Origin of the sequence: Labrenzia sp. C1B70 (assembly GCF_000475395.1) — a bacterium.
Taxonomy (GTDB): Bacteria; Pseudomonadota; Alphaproteobacteria; order Rhizobiales; family Stappiaceae; genus Roseibium; species Roseibium algicola.
In genome coordinates, this window is sequence record NZ_AXCE01000012.1 from 833,688 (window position 1) to 850,009 (window position 16,322).

Consider the following 16,322-nt stretch of genomic DNA (forward strand, 5'->3'; position numbering starts at 1 on the left):
CGGCCCGTCTCGACGAGACGGTTGTTATGCGATGCACGACGGAGGAAAAGAGACATCTCAAGCGCCGCGCCGCCGCGGACAAAATCTCCGTCTCGGAGCTGCTGCGCGGGGCGTTGGGGCAGATCAAAGCCCCTCGCCGCCGTGCCACGCCGCAGGCCGATCCGAAGCTCGTGACGGCGCTCAGCCGCATCGGCACGAACCTGAACCAGATCGCCCGCGCTGTGAATGCCGCCCAGGCGGCTGGCGACATGCGCCAGCTCGATAGCTTGCAACTGCTCGCCGAGCTGATCGGCATCGAGCGCCAGATGGCGGTCCTCCTTGCCAGTCACCGCCAGCGGGACGCCGATCATGCTGATTAAGCTGTTCCGCAGTGGCAAGGGCGGAGGATCGGCGCCGGTCGATTATCTGATCGCCTCTCATGTGCTCGCCTACGACGGCAATCGCGATCTCATCCGCGACGACGCTGGCGTCCCGCTGATGAAAAGCCGCGATCCGTTGCCGGAGGTCCTGGCGGGCGATCCGGACCACACCCGGGCGCTGATCGATGCATGCCCCCACGCCTGGACGTACCGGGCGGGTGTGATCAGCTTCGACAAGGACGACCATCCGACGGAAGAGCAGCAGCAGGCCGTCATGGACGCCTTCGACGAGCTCGCCTTTGCCGGTCTGGATCGCGACCAGGTCGACATGCTCTGGGTCCGGCACAGCCATGAAGGCCGCGTGGAACTGCATTTCTGTACTCCGCGCATGGAGCTCACGTCCGGCAAGAGCCTCAACATCGCCCCGCCTGGCTACCAGAAGGCGATGGATAGCCTGCGAGACATGCTCAACAAGGAGCATGGCTGGGCAGACCCGCAAGATCCGGCCAGGTCACAGGACACCAAGCAGCTTCCGGAAAAGAAGCTTCGGGCCCAGGGCCGCGAGGACATCCAGAATTGGCTGGAAGACCTGATTGTCGCCGGCCGCATCTCATCCCGGCCGGACATGATTGCCGCGCTTGAAGGCGCCGGCTTCGAACTGCCCCGCCAGGGCAAAACCTATCTCACAGTCAAAGACCCCGACAGCGACACCCGCTGGCGGCTCAAGGGAGACATTTTTCATGCAGATTGGACCAGAGAGAAGACCGCTGAGAGAGCGGCTGAGCGAGAACATCGAGCAGATGCACCAGGATCAAAACGCCTCGCTGCTCGAAGCCTTTCAGACCTCCGAGACGAATATAGAGCGCATGTTGAAAAGCGCAGGCGCTACAATCAGCAAAGATATCCGCTCATCCCAGGAGAAACTGAACGCGACCTTAGAAAGGCACTTGAGGTCGAGCGAGGAACAGATCCATCAGCTGAAAATAGGCATGGCGGAAAAAGAGAAATTGGCCGCGAAGAACCGATTTCTAAAGCTGTCAGCAGCGGTCTTGATCTCGGCCGTCCTGACGCTCGGCGGGATCATGTTCCTGAACGATCAGCTGAGATGGGCCCTGATCACCTCAGCCTTCAACCAAACGACATACACAGAATTTCCCATCCTGATCTTCGACACCAAAACCGGCACCTATCAACGTTGCCGGGACGCAACCGGAAAATTCTCCTGCCAACTAACCGAGTAGAGCCCCATGACAGACACCAATCTCCCCTCACCGAACCAGCCATCCCAACAAACCCTGACGCCGCTGGAGCGCGGGCTGCTGAGCTTGGTCGAACGCTTGACCAACGCCTTCGAGCATTCGACCGCTCAGCTGGAGCACTTGGAAAAGCGCTCGACCGGCTTGCTGGACGAGCGGCTGACCGAACTCGAGACGTTGCTCGACAGGTCCATCAGCTCGCAACAGGCCTTCAACGAGGCGTTGCTCGACTTGCTCAGTGCGCCGGAATCCTCAGGCAGATCGGTGGAAGAGTTGTGCAGCGTACATGGCAAAAGACGATGAAGACAGGTCGCCGCAACGAATTGGACCGCTAGCATTGGGCAATAAATTGCTGGTCGTTGCAATCCAATTTCAGTGACCAGACTGGCGCCGACTGCTGACTGGCAGATTGTGACGCTCAAAACCGCAAAACAGACATTCACTGGGGCAAAATGCAGGATGCGTATTTGCCAGCTGCCATCGATACAACACACTTTGAACAGTGTCCGAACAAACCTGATTTCAGGTGTTTATCGGCTTAAATAGCCTCAGAAAGAGGTGCGACTTGCATTCCGACTACGCCGTTCATGAAGCATCCATCAGGTTCTAATATTTCTCTGGTTTCTAGTTCAAGAGTGTGCTGCCTGCTTTGGGTATACCATCAAACTTTTATCGAGATCCGCGAGCCATTCTTTTGGGGAACGGTTGCCATTTGAGGTATTTCCCGGTGAACTTGAACGCCGCGACCGCGCAGACCACAAACAGAACGCCGGCAATTCCTTGGAGGAGAGACAGAGTTATCTGCTCAGCGCCGCTTAGGTGCTGAGGGTGTGCAAAACAGAAATACATCGACACCGCGCACGCTGCACCCGTCAAAGCGACGATTAGGTACAGCCGTTTTCGCGTTGGCCAGCCGGTCGAGGGCCAAAGCAAAAGGCTGGGTAAGAGAGCCGCGGCAGAAAGAGCCGCATAGGCAAGAATTCCGCTAAAACCACTGTTTGTCAGAAGAGCTCCGTAGCCGTAGCCGCAGACAGGTGCAAGGGAGGCATAAACGAGCCGCCACGGAAGACCGCAGCGGGGCAGAAAAGTTGCGGCGATCCAAGTGCTTCCCAGCATGATAAGCATGTCCGGCTCGAATTGCAGACGATCGAACGCCGACTCCCTGTGCTCCGCGGCGGGATTGGGAAAGGCTTCAAACAACAACAGACCGGAAAAAAAGCGGAAAACTGCACCGACGATCGCTGCGAAAACGAGCGTCAATGTAATTGTCGCAAGCAGTTTGAGCGGCCGGCCGGCCGGCGTGCCATTGACGATCACGCTGGTAAAATAGGGCAGCGGCAGCAAAAGCAGCCAAAGTGCGAAGAAAAACAGGGCCTGATACACTATTTGCGGGTTCGCCGTGAGCGGTTTGATCCAGACGGCTTCACCAATATTGATGAGCGCAGCCAGGGTCGCTATCACTAGACCGGTGACGATGGCTACAGCGTCTTTCTTGGCAACGTCGCGATACATTACAGTCAGAAAAACGACCGCGGCGGTGCCGACAGCCAAACCCGCGAGCGCAATTTCAAAGGCAGCGGCATCCTTTGAAGGTTCTCTGTCATAGATGCGCAAGCCGAACTGGGCGAGAATCAGGGACTTCTCGCCTAACAAGAACAGTATGGCGGCGAGCAGGATTGACCAGGCGTGCCCCTCTGCGTCTGCCTCCCTTCCGGCCTCCCCGTCCGCAGGGGCCGGGCCGGCGGCGCCATTGCCGATCGTGCCGCTTTCCCGGGAAAAACTGGAATTAACCGGGCTAGAGGCCACCGCCGACCCGCCACCGCTCCCATCCGGCGTATCCGTCCCGCTTGCCATGAAGTCACCTCACCGGATCGAAACCGACTACACGAAGGTCGCCTGTCGAAGAGAATGTCAGCTGAAGGGCAGATGCCTCGGGCAAAAGACGGAGATCCTCGATGTGCACACGACCACTGCCGGCGAGCGAGAACTCGGGGGTCAACTGACGGTTCACGGCAGCGTTCAACGCCTTTTCCAGGATCGAGATCTCGTCGTTCAACGCGACCGTATATTTGTCCTCCAGAAGCAATTCGACTGCACCGAGCAACACTGATTTTGCCAGCCCGGTCAGTCCACCTTCGGTGGACTCGAGCGTGATGCCGGAGAACTGAAGGTCCTGACTGCCACTCTTAAGGACCGGCCGCGTTGTGACGCGGATTGCCTCGCGCGTCAGCGAGAACGGCCCACCGGTCACATCGACGATCAGATCAAGCGACAGCCAGTCGCCTTTGACGGCAATATCAACGCTGTGGATGGTGACCTTTACGCTACGCTCATCGCCGATGCGAAACGTTACGGGAAGCTGATTTCCGGCCATCGCATTCAGCATCCTCGTGTCGATGCGTACCGGAACCTTTAAGGCCACGCCCTCATCCTCCATGGGCGTCAGGTTGGGAAGAGGTGTGGGCTGCGGCCCGGTCGCATTGCCGGAAATTTGTGCCAGCAACGCTATGTCGAGGCGTGCGCGGAGCGCGTCGGCGTCGAAGCTCGGGCCGGTCAACCCGACGCTGTGCGGCCGCAGATGCAGATACAGTGCTTCTTCACCCGGCAAATCCAGTCGATACGGCTCCTGGACGGCCAGCCAGAGCCGTTCCGCTTCTGATTTCAGATCCACGCGGTCCAGTTCCGCTTTCAGTCTCGCGGTCCTGAAATCATTGATCGCCCGGTCAAGCGGCGGACCAAGCTTGCTGCCGAGTGTGATCGGAAACAGATTGAACAGCTTGAACTCCGGGCGATCCAGCCACCGGTAGGAAATGTCGACCGGCATTTCCGGCGTCCAGTCAGGCGCAATGCGCGGGCTGGCCGAAATTGTCAGTTCCGCCTTTGCCCGAACCGTCTGGCGAATGTTCCTGCCGAGATCCCCTCGCCCCCTGACGGTCCCGGAGCCGAAGATATCCTGACGCAGAACGATCTGCTCACCGGCTCCTGAAATGCGTATCGGACCTTCGCGCCGAACTGTTTCGGTGACTGTGCACTCGATCCGCGGCGAGACGTCAACGCAACGATTACTAAAGGTGACCTTGAAGCCGCGGAACTCCGGCACCTTGGTGCACACCCGCTCCGGCTCGACGCAGGTCCGGCCGTATTCGTTCTGGTGCAGGGTTCCAGGAAGGCGCTCATTTGCATAGCGTGCAAGATTCTGCAGGCCGATCGTAACCGGCACCGAAATACGGCTTTCGGGAACGCTTTCGGAAGATGCCATTGTGGCAAAGCCGGTGAAGAAGAAAAATGGGAGCGAATGAAGCAATGCGTGTTTCATGACAATCTCCAAGATATTTAGAGAAAACCCTCCAGCCTTGAGGATAAAGCATCGCCAGATACTTGCGTTAAGTCAGTGGTAATTGCCACATAGAGAGTTTTCCTTGTCTAAAAAAGCAACTTAGAGGCTGAAGAAAAGCCTGCGCCGATTTTCTCAATCTTTTGTGTCACCTGTCGCGCAAATTAAATCAGACGAAAACGTGTTAAAAAACGAAATCAGCCGACTGCAACTGACTGGCCCGAAGTGCTTCATAGATGGAACTACTGCGGAAACTCCGGACCTTTTGGCGGCAACTGAACCGAACGGTCTTCTCGACAACTTAGAACACCGTCCATTGCCTCAATGTCAGAAATTTTGCTGCTTGAAACGGTAGCTGATATCACACCAACCCGTTTTAGGACCCGATCTATTTCCAAGCCTTGATTTTCAAGATCCCTAACGATGTCTTCAATCGTGCGCTTGCCATTTGTGTCTACTTGGATCAGCACATTAAGATGGTTCATAGCGTCTCTCTAGCTCTGGTTTAGCTCCAAACCAGCTCGCGGATATGCCTTTGTTCCAATCCATGGCTATCTGAACAAGTGCCCCATTGGATCGAAATAGATCAACGAACACCTCCGGGCGCGAAAGCACGGAGGCGTTCCATGTAAGTGAAACCTTCCAAAAGCGGCTTCGATAAAGGGCGCTCAGGATGCCAGCGTTTTCGGCGACGAGACGCTTGGTGCCTGGACAAATCCAGCGCCGCCATCGCGAATAGGCAGTCCGATATCCAGCGCGTTGCGGCGAAGCGTTTCCCAGAGTTCCACACCTCTCAGCTTTGCATCTGATTGCGCAAACATAGCGGCAATTCCGGATACGTGTGGCGTTGCCATACTTGTACCGGCAAGGCGGCGATATGTTTCCGGTAAAGGAAAGGACGACAGGATATCTTCGCCCGGTGCGCAAAGATTAACCTCGCCACCGCTGCCGTTAATTCCGCCGCAGGAAAACCTGGACACCCTCATCTGGTCGTCCACCGAACCGACAGCCATTATGGTCTTGGAATTGGCTGGCGAGCCGACCGGCGCGATATGATTGAACTGTCGTGCGCTCTCGTTGCCTGCCGCCGCGATGATAATGGATCCGTTTTCAAGTGCCAGCTGACCCACCTGTTCGTAAAGCGGATCCGGTTGTTCACCCGGCTGAACCGGTCGTCCTAGCGACATCGAAATCACATCGCACCCGCTATCGATCGCCCAGTTCATGCCCGCCAAAACCCAACTTTCCTGGCCGCTACCTGAGTTGGAAAGCACCTTGGCAGCGAAAATCTCGGCATCAACTGCACAACCGTATCGCGGATGCGCTGCAGTTGCGAGCGGACCAGCAGCCGTCCCGATACAATGCGTTCCATGTCCATGCCCGTCTTGAGCGCTTTCGCCCGGCACGAATGACTCAGCAATTATGGTCCGTCCGGCAAAATCGGGATGCCCCAGATCGAATCCGGTATCGAGAACCGCAATCTTGATGCCCTTACCAGTGTAAGATGAGGTTGAGACACCTGTTGCGTTGATACCCCATGTGGCATCATCGGAGGTAACGTTTTGGGCAACGCGTGCCGCCAAGTCACTTACCGGCACGCGCATAAACGGCGCTCCTTCCGCCAAGATGCGAATACCTTCTTGAACCCATTGTTGATAACGCTGCTCGACATTGCTTGATGTAAACATGTAGAATTCAGGTCTCACCGAGACCACGTCGTCATTACCGGCCAAGGCACTTGACATCGACGAAACGAATTCACTGTCTTTGCTTTGGATGACAGCGACTTTCAAATGGTCGAAATATACGCACCCCTGGTCGCCAAGCATCGCCGCCACCTTGCTCGACTCGCTTTTTGAATCGGAGAAAGACTGAACCTTCATTTCGCTTGATACGCTCGACAGGCTTTTTACTGCTGCGGATGTCCTCATCTTGGGACGCATCGTAACGAGGTAATTGCCCGTCGGCATTGGTGCCAGTTGGTTGGGATTCATTGTATTTGACATGAGACTTCTCCTGTCGGGTCTAGAGGAAATTCATCGCTAAAATCAAATTCGCTCTCGCCTGGATAAGCGCTCAAACCTCCTTCGTTCTGCAAGCCATTGATTGGAGAAAATATTTTCGGAAATCACGTCGAACAAACCAGTCAGACGCCCTTTGGTTACGCCTGGATCGCGGTAGCCAGCCCACCCGTCAGCTCGCAAATCCTACAAGTGCTTTCAGAATAGTTGCCGGTATTGAAATGCAACCGAGAATTTCGCTCGGCTTGGTGATGTCCGCTTTTGTAAGAACGCCGTTCTCGAACGTTAGATCGGACACCTTTTTCACACAGGCCGCGCGTCGAACGTCAAACGAACTGACTTGTCGGGTGTTGACCACCTCAACAGTTTGCCGAGATACGAGTGTGGCGCCATTGGCTTGTATTTCAACGATAATTGGGCGCGTGGTTCGAAAGCAGAAGCTGCCTTGGCACTTCTTGGCAACGGCAACGCTTTCATGTACGGACACCGACTGCCTACTGGGCTTGGGTCGATTTACCTGAAAGAGGAAGTCACCCTCGATTGTCTTGAGCATAAGATGAAATGTGCCCCCGCTTGCAAAGTTTAACTGGCGGGCAGCATATGCAACTTGCCTCGGATCATCTGGATCAAAAACCAAGTCAACACTGAATGGATCGACTGATTTTTTCTCGACGTCTAAACTTTGGACACCAATGAGGTCCTTCACTTGGGTAACGAGCGAGGTAGCCGAGCTGATAATTTCGGCAGTTTTGTCCTCATTTGTGATCTTTGCGGAATTGAGCAGTCCGTTCGCGCCAACTGTTAAAACAAACTGGTCGTTGGCAGTCGGTAATTCCAGAAGGTTCAATCGAAACTGGGCACGGGGGTCAGCAACCCGTTTCTCTGACAATTTGCCGATTGTCACCTTTTTGTCGGCATCACGGGTAACGTTGAGTGACACGATCGACTTAGGCAGATGATAGGCCACATAAGGGGCCTGTTGTTCCTTGATATCAACAAACTCGGATTTCACTGACAATGCCGTGCAGCCAGTGAGAAGGAGTGACGCCGACAAAATGTAGAACGCTTTACTGGGTGCAAAAGTAAAATTCGAGGTAACAGAAAACATCCCCAACGCTCCGGTCAAATTGAATAGCGAAAGCTGCTACTCGTGAGAGGCGTCAGTTTCTTTATGTTACAGAACGCCCTTAACTCTGCCATAAAGCGCAGGTCTGCTGCTTGACGTAAGTGGTAATTGCCACATTCGGAAAACTTCTTTTTTGAAATGCCGTCTTCAATTGCCGTTAATTGCGCCTGTTCTTTCCAACAGCAGGTGTTAAACATGACACAATGCCAGCTCCAGGCAACGACAAACCCATCACGATTATGGCTCTTTCCGCTCAAACAGATGAACAGCGTCGTGCGACCATACCTTTGCGTTTGCTGCCTGGCGCTCCCTTGCGCCACTGCGAGTTGGGGCAACTGCGTTCGGCAATAAGTTCCGAACCGCTGTCTGGCAGAACCGGATGGCTGTTTCCTCATTTCAACCGGGCAAACGGCGACTGGACTTCAAGCTTGAGCCATTTGGGAGTTTCGGGCACTAGACGGCTCAAATATGCCCATCTCCGGGTCGTGATGTATTCCCGCACCCCATGGGCCGCCGAGTTTCGGACCTCGAAGCCGAGTTGTCTTGGATCGTTCACGTGGAACAGAACACCCTGGAAGAGGACTAGTCGATCACGAGAAAATCAAACCGATACGTGACCTCGGGTTCCTCGGTGCAATCCACACGCCGGTATTTGAACTGAAAACCACCGTTCCAGATATTGCCCATCATCGTAACCAGCTTGTCCGGAACCGAAATCGGCTGTCTGTCAATGAGACCTGGCTGGATCAGAACGACAGAAGGACTGAGCGGCATGATTTTCGAGATCACCTCGACGTCATTTTCCGGTCCGCCCGTCGTCTTCACGTGAAAGGTGATAAGCCTCGCGCCGCGGCCGCCTTGCGGGTGTTCCTTTTCGTCAAGGGCCAGAACGGTGATTTCCTTCGTCCTGTGGGCACTCATAAACAGTTACTCCGTGTTGCGATCGACCAATGAGATCCGCAGGTGACTAGGGAAAAGCGCTGGCCCTGGGAGCAGTCAGCCAAACAGCGCTTCACGCACGAGATGAACGACTGTCTGCCAAGCCGGTTGGCGTTGACCGGTTCATGAGCCGAATTCACCTCTAAGGCCGTTCGACGGTCTGGGTTGGCCAAGTTTGAACCGTCCCTTGCCGTGACGCTCCTTCTTCAAACCCGGAAGACGGTTGGGATCACGGCGCCGGCTGCGGCGGTTAAGCTGGTCGTCGTCGGCCTTGGCCTTGTCATCCAGGCGTTTCTGGATTTGCGCATCTGTCTTTCCGCTCGCCATAAGGTCAGCAATCAATCGCGTGACCTGCGGCGCCGCAACGCTGGTACCGTTCAGCGCAACGGCTGAGCCACTGCGGGTACCGGCAGCCAGAATTCCCAGATGCGCAAAGGACGTTTCGGAAACGGCGAGGTAATCCGGTTTGCGGTCTCTCCCCTTGAAATCGGAGGAAGTGTAGCTTGTCGCCCGGGCGTCGGCGGTACGATAGCCCCCGACCACTTTCGGTTCCGTTCCGGTTGCAATCGCGTTGATGGTTCCGGTGCGCCTGACCGACGTTTCGTCATTGTCATCTTCCTCCAGTTCGCCGTCAGAAGCGAACCGCCGGTAGGCAGGATCCTCGAAATACGACTGTCTGCCGAACCTTACATAGTTGATCGGTGAATCGTCCCAGTGGATCCAGCCGTGGATCTCAATCTCCTTGGTGCCGGAACTGCCGACCTTGATCCTCCATGACCCTGCCGGTGCGAGCGTTGCCTCGGCTTCATGAAATGCGGTTGGGGCAAGTGCGATCAGAAAACGGCCGCGTTTGATCGAAGCGTCCGATTTCCCGCCGGTGCCGGGTGATGCGACGGGAACAAGTTGAAAATAGGCCTTGCAGATCAGGCTGTTGCAATTTTCCTCATCCATGAGAGCGATCGACCCGCCTTCCGGGTCGGTTGTATCGGCCGCCAGGGAAGGGCTGAATTCCTCAACGCCGGGTGCTGAAATCGACAGGGTTACTCTTCGGGCTTCGTCAGCGGTCAGGTCTCGCGGTAACCACAGCTCAACGTAGGAGAATGTTCTGTCGTCGGGGGGAACGTGCCAATCGACAGCATGGCTTTCGTTTCCGGCCAAAGCCCGGTCCTTGTTGAGAGAAAAAAGGACATGGCTGCGGGCCTGAAAACTGTTGCCGGCCGGAATTACAACCTGTGTCGCCGGCTTGGCGCCGCCGTTTGCGATGTTTTTCTTCCGCCTGCCCGAGATCAGGCTATCCAGGGCGTGCTCCACATAGGAAGTGCCATCGTGAGGCCCTGCGCGCACCCCTGAACTGAAGTTGATCACAACCGGAAGACTGGTCCCGTCGTAGTAGCGCTTGGATATCTTTTGAGCCCGGTCGAAAATGTATACCACGCCATCAATCATGAACTTCTCGAGACCGAGACCAGACGTGTCCGCCACGATGGATGTCGGCAATTGCACGCTGATGATGTGGCGCTTTGCTTTGGCCTCCGCCATGTCGTATCCGGCGGCAAGATCCATCACATGCGCGCCGTGAGACACCCGCCAGGCGGCCGCCTTGTGTCCCTCGCGGCCGAAATCGGCGACGCCTGTTAGCGTATAGAAAAGGTCCTCGTCAACGAGACCGCCCTGGAGACAGCGGTGGAGCAGGGTGTCGATACCCGGAAGATCGGTGCGGTCCCACTTGGTCAGCTCTCGGCCATACCCAAAACCAGGCACACCGGGAGGTGTGCATTTGCCGTCTTGCAGCCAAGCAAATTCAACCCGCGAGTCGGTCAGCGAGTTCCTGAACCGCTCGTTCCCAAAGGCCAGCCCCTCGTCTATGACACCGACGACGACAGGGAGTTCTTCCGAACATTGAGGTTTCAGCTCGGTACCGGCCTTCGCGACCTCAAGCGCTCTCATTTCGGCGCTCGCGACGCAATATGCGTCGGCGGGTATCGGGCGTCCCACGATGATTTGCTGGTCTCCGTCTATTTCCGGATCGGCCCTGAGCAACTTTACGAGGTCCTGCCAGGTATCAAGCGGAACATGGCCGGTGAAAACTTGGAAGTCGCCGAAAAGGTCGCTCCCAAGAAAGATCGGCGAGAGAAAGGGGAAGATGATTTTCTGCCAAGAGGAGGACCCTTCTGTACCAGTTCCTCGATGCAGAAATTGTTGCCTGAAAGTGTCTGCGGAATCGTTCGTGACGACGAACACGACAGGAACGAGATACTTCTCATATCCGGGTGGAAATTTTTCACCGTTGAGGTCGGTCCAGTCGACATAGGCGTCGATCCTTTGATCGAATGGATATTTGGTCCAGTTCAGAAGCATGAATTTGCCTCACGCGAATGCTGTGGAAAAGGGAAAGCGGCTCGCGGCTTCGCTAGACGGTGCAGGAATTCGGCAAGGGCTCCTCGCATGTACCTTCGTCGCGGTCCCATTCCTTGCGGGCCTCGTCCCACAGCCAGCTCAAGACGGGTATCTTTTCGCCATATCTTGTAGGATTTTGCTTGGTGTGCCCGGATACTACCGTGTATTCGAGATCGAGGTCTTCCTTCAGCTTGCCGGTTGTAACCTCCAGATACCGGTTCCAGAGAAAATCCGCTTCACCCGTGGACGCCTTTGGGAAACACTCGCCCACGAATTTCATGCGACGATAGTGATCGTACGCCGAACCGTGCTTGCACAAGCCGATGAAGTATTCGCCAAGTGTCAACCCGAGTAGGCATCCTGCAACGCTGTCAATGGGATAATGCACTCCGGCGACCGTCCGGTTGATGGCGATGCGGGCCGCTTGCCGCGCGAGCTGTGTGGTCCATTGCACCTCGTTTGGTTTTTTTCCTTTTTGACTTTTTGTCCCGTCAATCAGATGGGTCAGCACCAGTGCGAACAGAAATGCCTCGGTTGCGTGGCCGCTCGGCAGGGAGCCGTGCAGCGGTGCTGGGATCATCGGCTGAATTTGCGGCGAGTATTCATGCGCGCGCCGGCAGGCGAGCGCGTGCTTGAAGCGCATTTCGACCATGTAGGCGAGCCTCAAGGCTGCGTAGATGAGTTCCACGGTCTTCGGTTTGGTGGCGAAATCGAATTGCGCGATCGAGCTGAAAAACGCATTCGGAACACCAAGCTGTGCAATGATCTCCTGCGCCCGGTCCGGTCGCAATTCCGCATAGGTATGCAGAAAGGGAAGCTGATCCAGAAAAGTCTCCTGGTACGGACGGCTCATCGTGACAAGTTCATTCCAGGCGATCGCGGAGGGTTTGCCCGATGAATCCTTTTCCAGATAAACGTGGTTGACGGTCATGCCTACCGGTCTGCCGTCGCCGGAAACAGCGGGCTGAAAGGAAAGTCTCGAAGCCAGTTCGAAATCGAAGATGGCTGCCCTTTCCGTCGAGCCGAGGTACTCAAGGTTTCTCGGATCGTCCTGACAGAGCGGATACTGCGGATTTTCAATTGGGTTTTCGCGATAGCCGACAATGCCGTCACGATTTGTCAGAAGAGCGGCGGTCTCTGTCGGCCCGTAGAATGCACCAGGGGTACCAGAGATACCCGAGATACCAGAGATACCCGAGATACCAGAGATACCTGAGATACCAGAGATACCAGAGATACCAGAGATACCGGAAATGCCCGAGATTCCGGAAATGCCGGAAATTCCTGATCTGATTGCCATTTGAAAGGCTCCCCTAATTTGAAGCCCGCGCCCTAGTCAGGGACGCCGACCTTTTTCAAAACCCGTGCCCATTCGTCGGAAATCGGATAACCGGCGCTCGGTGATCTCGCGCGCCATGCTTTGATCGACAGGTTAGGTTCCATGTCCATCAGCATTTTGCCGACCCTTCGCGCCTCGTCACGCATACCCAGTTGCCAGCAGGCAACCGCCTTGGCGCGCAGCGAAGAGGTATGCATTCGGTTTGCACGCAAAGAGCGGTCCGCGAATTCAAGAGCCTGTTCGAACTGGCGATTTGCGAGAAAAGCCGTCGCCGCGAGCGTGTCGTAATAGTAGCGGTGCGGATCGAGCGGCGAGAGCTGGATGGCTTTTTGTGTGTCGGCGACAGCTGTCACGCCGTCGCCGGTGAACGCATGATCAGTGCCTTTGAGAAGCCAGGCCAGGGAGTTGTTGGGGTTGGCTCTGACCGCCGACTGATAGCGCTCGGTTGCTGTGTCGTGGTCTTTCAGAATGTGCGTTTGAACCAGGCCGTCAATGGTCAGTGCAAGAGAACTGTCCGGATCCGCGTCAAGGGCGCGTTCGGCCGCCACGCGGGCATTATAGGCATCCTGATCCGCATTCTCACTCCAGCCCTGCTGCATTTTCAGGACATGCCATTTAGCCATCCACGAATGCGGCACCGACTGCCTTCCCGCCCGATGAACGACTTCTTCAAGCATCTCAAAGGAAAGGTGAAAATCCCGCCGCGACATCCGGTGCATCAGTGTGATCGCCGCCATAAGAAGAGAATGGGTCTGGAGGTTGGGCAGCGGCAGGCTGCGGGCACGCTTGAGTTCCGCGAGGTTAATGGCATTGCTGACGCTTGCGACAATTTTTGAAATCATTGCCCTGTCGGCGCTGTAAAGGCTGGGCAGGCGATCACGCACTTCGTCTGACCAGATGACCAGACCGGTTGCGGTATCCGAGAGTTCCGCGAAAAGCTCGATCTGCTGTCCATTACAGACAAATCGGCCGGACAGCACGAACTCGGCGGAAAACTTCTTTCTGACGACCCCGAGGTCGATGATCCGCCCCGTAAAGGCAGATGTCGACAGATGGGAAATCACGTTGATCGTCTGGGAGGCCGAAAAAACCTGGATGAGTTCATCCGACAGGATCTCGCCAATGACAAGACACTCAGGAGAAGGCAAACGCGGCACGAAGGGCACAATGGCAAGCGTCGGGTTCAGTGAAACGTGCGTCCCAGGGACGGCGGCAGTTCGAACTTCACCCAGCGGAAGCACACGATAGGTGCGAACGGGCTCTCTTATGTGTTTGAGGTAGCACTCACCGAGATCCTCAAAACCGGCATCGAGCTCATCAATTGCCTGATTGCGGGCTTCGGCGGATATAAGAATGTCTCCGGGAGTTGCGAGCGCCATCAGCCGAGCGGCGCGATTCACGGCTTGGCCGTAAAGGTCGTGGTCGTCCTCGAAGACATCCGCGGCATCAATCCCCATGCGCAAGAGAAAGTGTTGGGAAGGTCGTTTGTCTCGGTTACCTTCCCTGCAGGCTGCCTTGATTGCCAGGGCCGCGGCACACGCGTCGCGTGGTCGATCGAAATCGATCAACAGACCATCGCCAAGCCGTTTTTTGAGACGGCCGGAGCAATTCGGTAGAACATCCAATTCGATTTGATCGACGAACTCGATCCACCGCCCAACCGTTTCCCGCTCATTTTCCTCAATAAGGCGAACAGACTCCACCAGATCAATGATCAGGACGGATCGGGCGCCGATCATTTGGTAGGAGTTATTTACTTCATTTATTGCGGTCACAGCCGGTTCCGGCTGTCTTCTTGCGACAACATCAGCCCCCCGCGCGCAAAAGCTTTTATGACAACTTGAGATTAGCTTATTAAAGCCAGAAATTGTAGGTCTAACTCGTTTCGAGTGAACACGTCTTTGCGGGGGGCAAAAGGCGGCTGCAAAACCACGACGAAGAACTTGTTTGGCACGACCGCTTTTTCCGCTTCTTCCTTCAGAATACAATGAAGGTTGAGCATCAAATTCAACAACGGTTTTGCATAAGGTTTTCATCGCATGCTTAGTTTCGCTAAGTGCGCGAAACAGCACTGTGGCAATTGCCACAGACAATCAGTTTGTATTCAGTAAGTCACACAGATTGGCGATTATCTGATTGGAGCGGACGTCAGTGCAGTCGAAGAAGACATTTAGCTGTCGTCATTTTCGACCACCATTCGCCGTAACTTCGGAACATCCTTGATAGTGATGCTTCTGCGTTCAAGCCTGGCAATGCCAATAGCGACCAACCGGTTCAGTTCCTTGGTGACAGCCTCGCGATGCGTGGCAATCCGGGTGGCAAGTTCGTAGTGCGAGGGGGCTGGCGAAAGCTCACATATTCCATCGTAATGGGATTTGGCGTCACATAAACGAAGGATTTCCGCATACAGGCGTTGACGAACTGACAACGCGCTAAACTCGAAGATACGCTGACTAAGCGCCCTGGTTTTCGCCACCAAATGTTCGGCAACGCGCAGGCCGAACGTTCCATTCGAAGCAATCAGCGCGCGAAAATCGTGCGCGCCCATGCGAGCAATCAAAGCTTCTGTTTTGGCTTCAATAGATGCGGAGCGTGGACCACCATCAATTGCTGCAAACTCTCCGAAGATCCCACCTTTGCTGATCTCAAAATATGTGACTTCTTTTCCATCGATTGAATAATCACACACCGAAACAGTACCGCTCAGTATAAGAAAAACGTCAGATGAAACATCGTTTTTCTTGAGAATTGTTTCACCTGAGTTCACATGAAAGATTTGGCAAATTCTATCAAATTGATTGTCGTCAAATACAGAGATGTTTTCGAACAACGGAATAGATTGTTTGATCGAACGCTTTTCTGATTCAGACATTGGCGCAAACCCATTCATCTGCCGGAAGCACGTCTTAGGATAGCATCTCACGGCCGACAACCATAACGATCTTGATGACACTGGCGTCCCGCTGATGAAAACCAGTGATCAGATTCCACCAGGACGACCATCCGACGGAAGAGCAGCAGCAGGCAGTCATGGACGCCTCCGACGAACTGGCCTTTGCCGGTCTGGACCGCGACCAGGTTGACATGCTCTGGGTCCGGCACAGCCATGAAGGCCGGGTGGAATTGCATTTCTGCACACCGCGCATGGAGCTCACGTCCGGCAAGAGCCTCAACATCGCCCCACCCGGCTACCAGAAGGCCATGGATGCCTTGCGCGACATGCTCAACAAGGAACATGGCTGGGCAGACCCGAAAGATCCAGCCAGGGCGCAGGACACCAAGCAGCTTCCGGAAAAGAAGCTTCGGGCCCACGGCCGAGAGGACATCCAGAACTGGCTGGAAGACCTTATCGTCGCCGGTCGAATCTCATCCCGGCCGGACATGGTCGCAGCACTCGAAGGCGCCGGCTTCGAACTGCCCCGCCAGGGCAAAACCTATCTCACAGTCAAGGACCCGGACAGCGAAACACGCTGGCGGCTCAAGGGAGACATTTTCCATGCAGATTGGACCAGAGTGAAGACCGCTCAGAGGTAAGCGCCGTCTGCGGCCCA

Annotated in this window: 13 protein-coding genes; 3 read left to right on the forward strand and 10 right to left on the reverse strand. The window is 55.4% G+C overall.

The features are described from left to right. Window positions 1–26: 26 nt before the first annotated feature. Window positions 27–359 carry a plasmid mobilization relaxosome protein MobC gene (gene mobC / locus Q666_RS52130; protein WP_023000362.1) on the forward strand — a complete coding sequence of 111 codons (333 nt, stop codon included), beginning with the start codon at window positions 27–29 and terminating at the stop codon, window positions 357–359. After that, a complete protein-coding gene (locus Q666_RS65565; RefSeq protein ID WP_081713287.1) occupies window positions 349–1,950 on the forward strand; it encodes a relaxase/mobilization nuclease domain-containing protein in 1,602 nt (533 codons plus the stop codon). The genes mobC and Q666_RS65565 overlap by 11 nt, the downstream gene beginning before the upstream one ends. A 334-nt stretch (window positions 1,951–2,284) precedes the next feature. Here the strand turns inward: Q666_RS65565 and Q666_RS52145 are convergent, their stop codons facing one another. From Q666_RS52145 to Q666_RS0133450, 10 genes are all read right to left on the reverse strand, one after another. After that, entirely contained in the window at window positions 2,285–3,469 is a 1,185-nt protein-coding gene (locus Q666_RS52145; protein WP_023000358.1) for a hypothetical protein, read from the reverse strand. A 4-nt stretch (window positions 3,470–3,473) separates the two neighbouring features. Continuing rightward, window positions 3,474–4,931, reverse strand: a complete 1,458-nt coding sequence (locus tag Q666_RS52150) for a DUF4403 family protein (protein WP_023000357.1) — start codon at window positions 4,929–4,931, stop codon at window positions 3,474–3,476. Window positions 4,932–5,191: 260 nt separating this feature from the next. After that, on the reverse strand, window positions 5,192–5,434 hold the full coding sequence (locus tag Q666_RS65960) for a hypothetical protein (protein ID WP_023000356.1): 243 nt from the start codon (window positions 5,432–5,434) through the stop codon (window positions 5,192–5,194). A gap of 183 nt (window positions 5,435–5,617) precedes the next feature. After that, window positions 5,618–6,955 (reverse strand): S8 family serine peptidase, encoded by a 1,338-nt coding sequence (locus Q666_RS52155; RefSeq protein WP_023000355.1) that lies wholly within the window; start codon window positions 6,953–6,955, stop codon window positions 5,618–5,620. A gap of 187 nt (window positions 6,956–7,142) precedes the next feature. Continuing rightward, the gene (locus Q666_RS52160) at window positions 7,143–8,078 is read right to left on the reverse strand and encodes a hypothetical protein (RefSeq protein WP_023000354.1); all 936 of its coding nucleotides are present in this window, start codon (window positions 8,076–8,078) and stop codon (window positions 7,143–7,145) included. Between the two features lie 600 nt (window positions 8,079–8,678). Further along, the gene (locus tag Q666_RS52165; RefSeq protein WP_023000353.1) at window positions 8,679–9,017 is read right to left on the reverse strand and encodes a hypothetical protein; all 339 of its coding nucleotides are present in this window, start codon (window positions 9,015–9,017) and stop codon (window positions 8,679–8,681) included. Window positions 9,018–9,158: 141 nt separating this feature from the next. Continuing rightward, entirely contained in the window at window positions 9,159–11,393 is a 2,235-nt protein-coding gene (locus Q666_RS52170) for a S8 family serine peptidase (RefSeq protein ID WP_023000352.1), read from the reverse strand. A gap of 52 nt (window positions 11,394–11,445) precedes the next feature. Beyond that, a complete protein-coding gene (locus tag Q666_RS64995; protein WP_023000351.1) occupies window positions 11,446–12,732 on the reverse strand; it encodes a phosphatase PAP2 family protein in 1,287 nt (428 codons plus the stop codon). Window positions 12,733–12,764: 32 nt separating this feature from the next. Continuing rightward, window positions 12,765–14,546, reverse strand: a complete 1,782-nt coding sequence (locus Q666_RS52180) for an adenylate/guanylate cyclase domain-containing protein (protein WP_161633239.1) — start codon at window positions 14,544–14,546, stop codon at window positions 12,765–12,767. A gap of 395 nt (window positions 14,547–14,941) precedes the next feature. Beyond that, window positions 14,942–15,643 (reverse strand): Crp/Fnr family transcriptional regulator, encoded by a 702-nt coding sequence (locus Q666_RS0133450; protein WP_023000348.1) that lies wholly within the window; start codon window positions 15,641–15,643, stop codon window positions 14,942–14,944. Between the two features lie 104 nt (window positions 15,644–15,747). Between Q666_RS0133450 and Q666_RS52185 the strand changes: the two genes are divergently transcribed. Then, a complete protein-coding gene (locus Q666_RS52185; protein WP_023000347.1) occupies window positions 15,748–16,305 on the forward strand; it encodes a relaxase/mobilization nuclease domain-containing protein in 558 nt (185 codons plus the stop codon). Window positions 16,306–16,322: the final 17 nt, after the last annotated feature.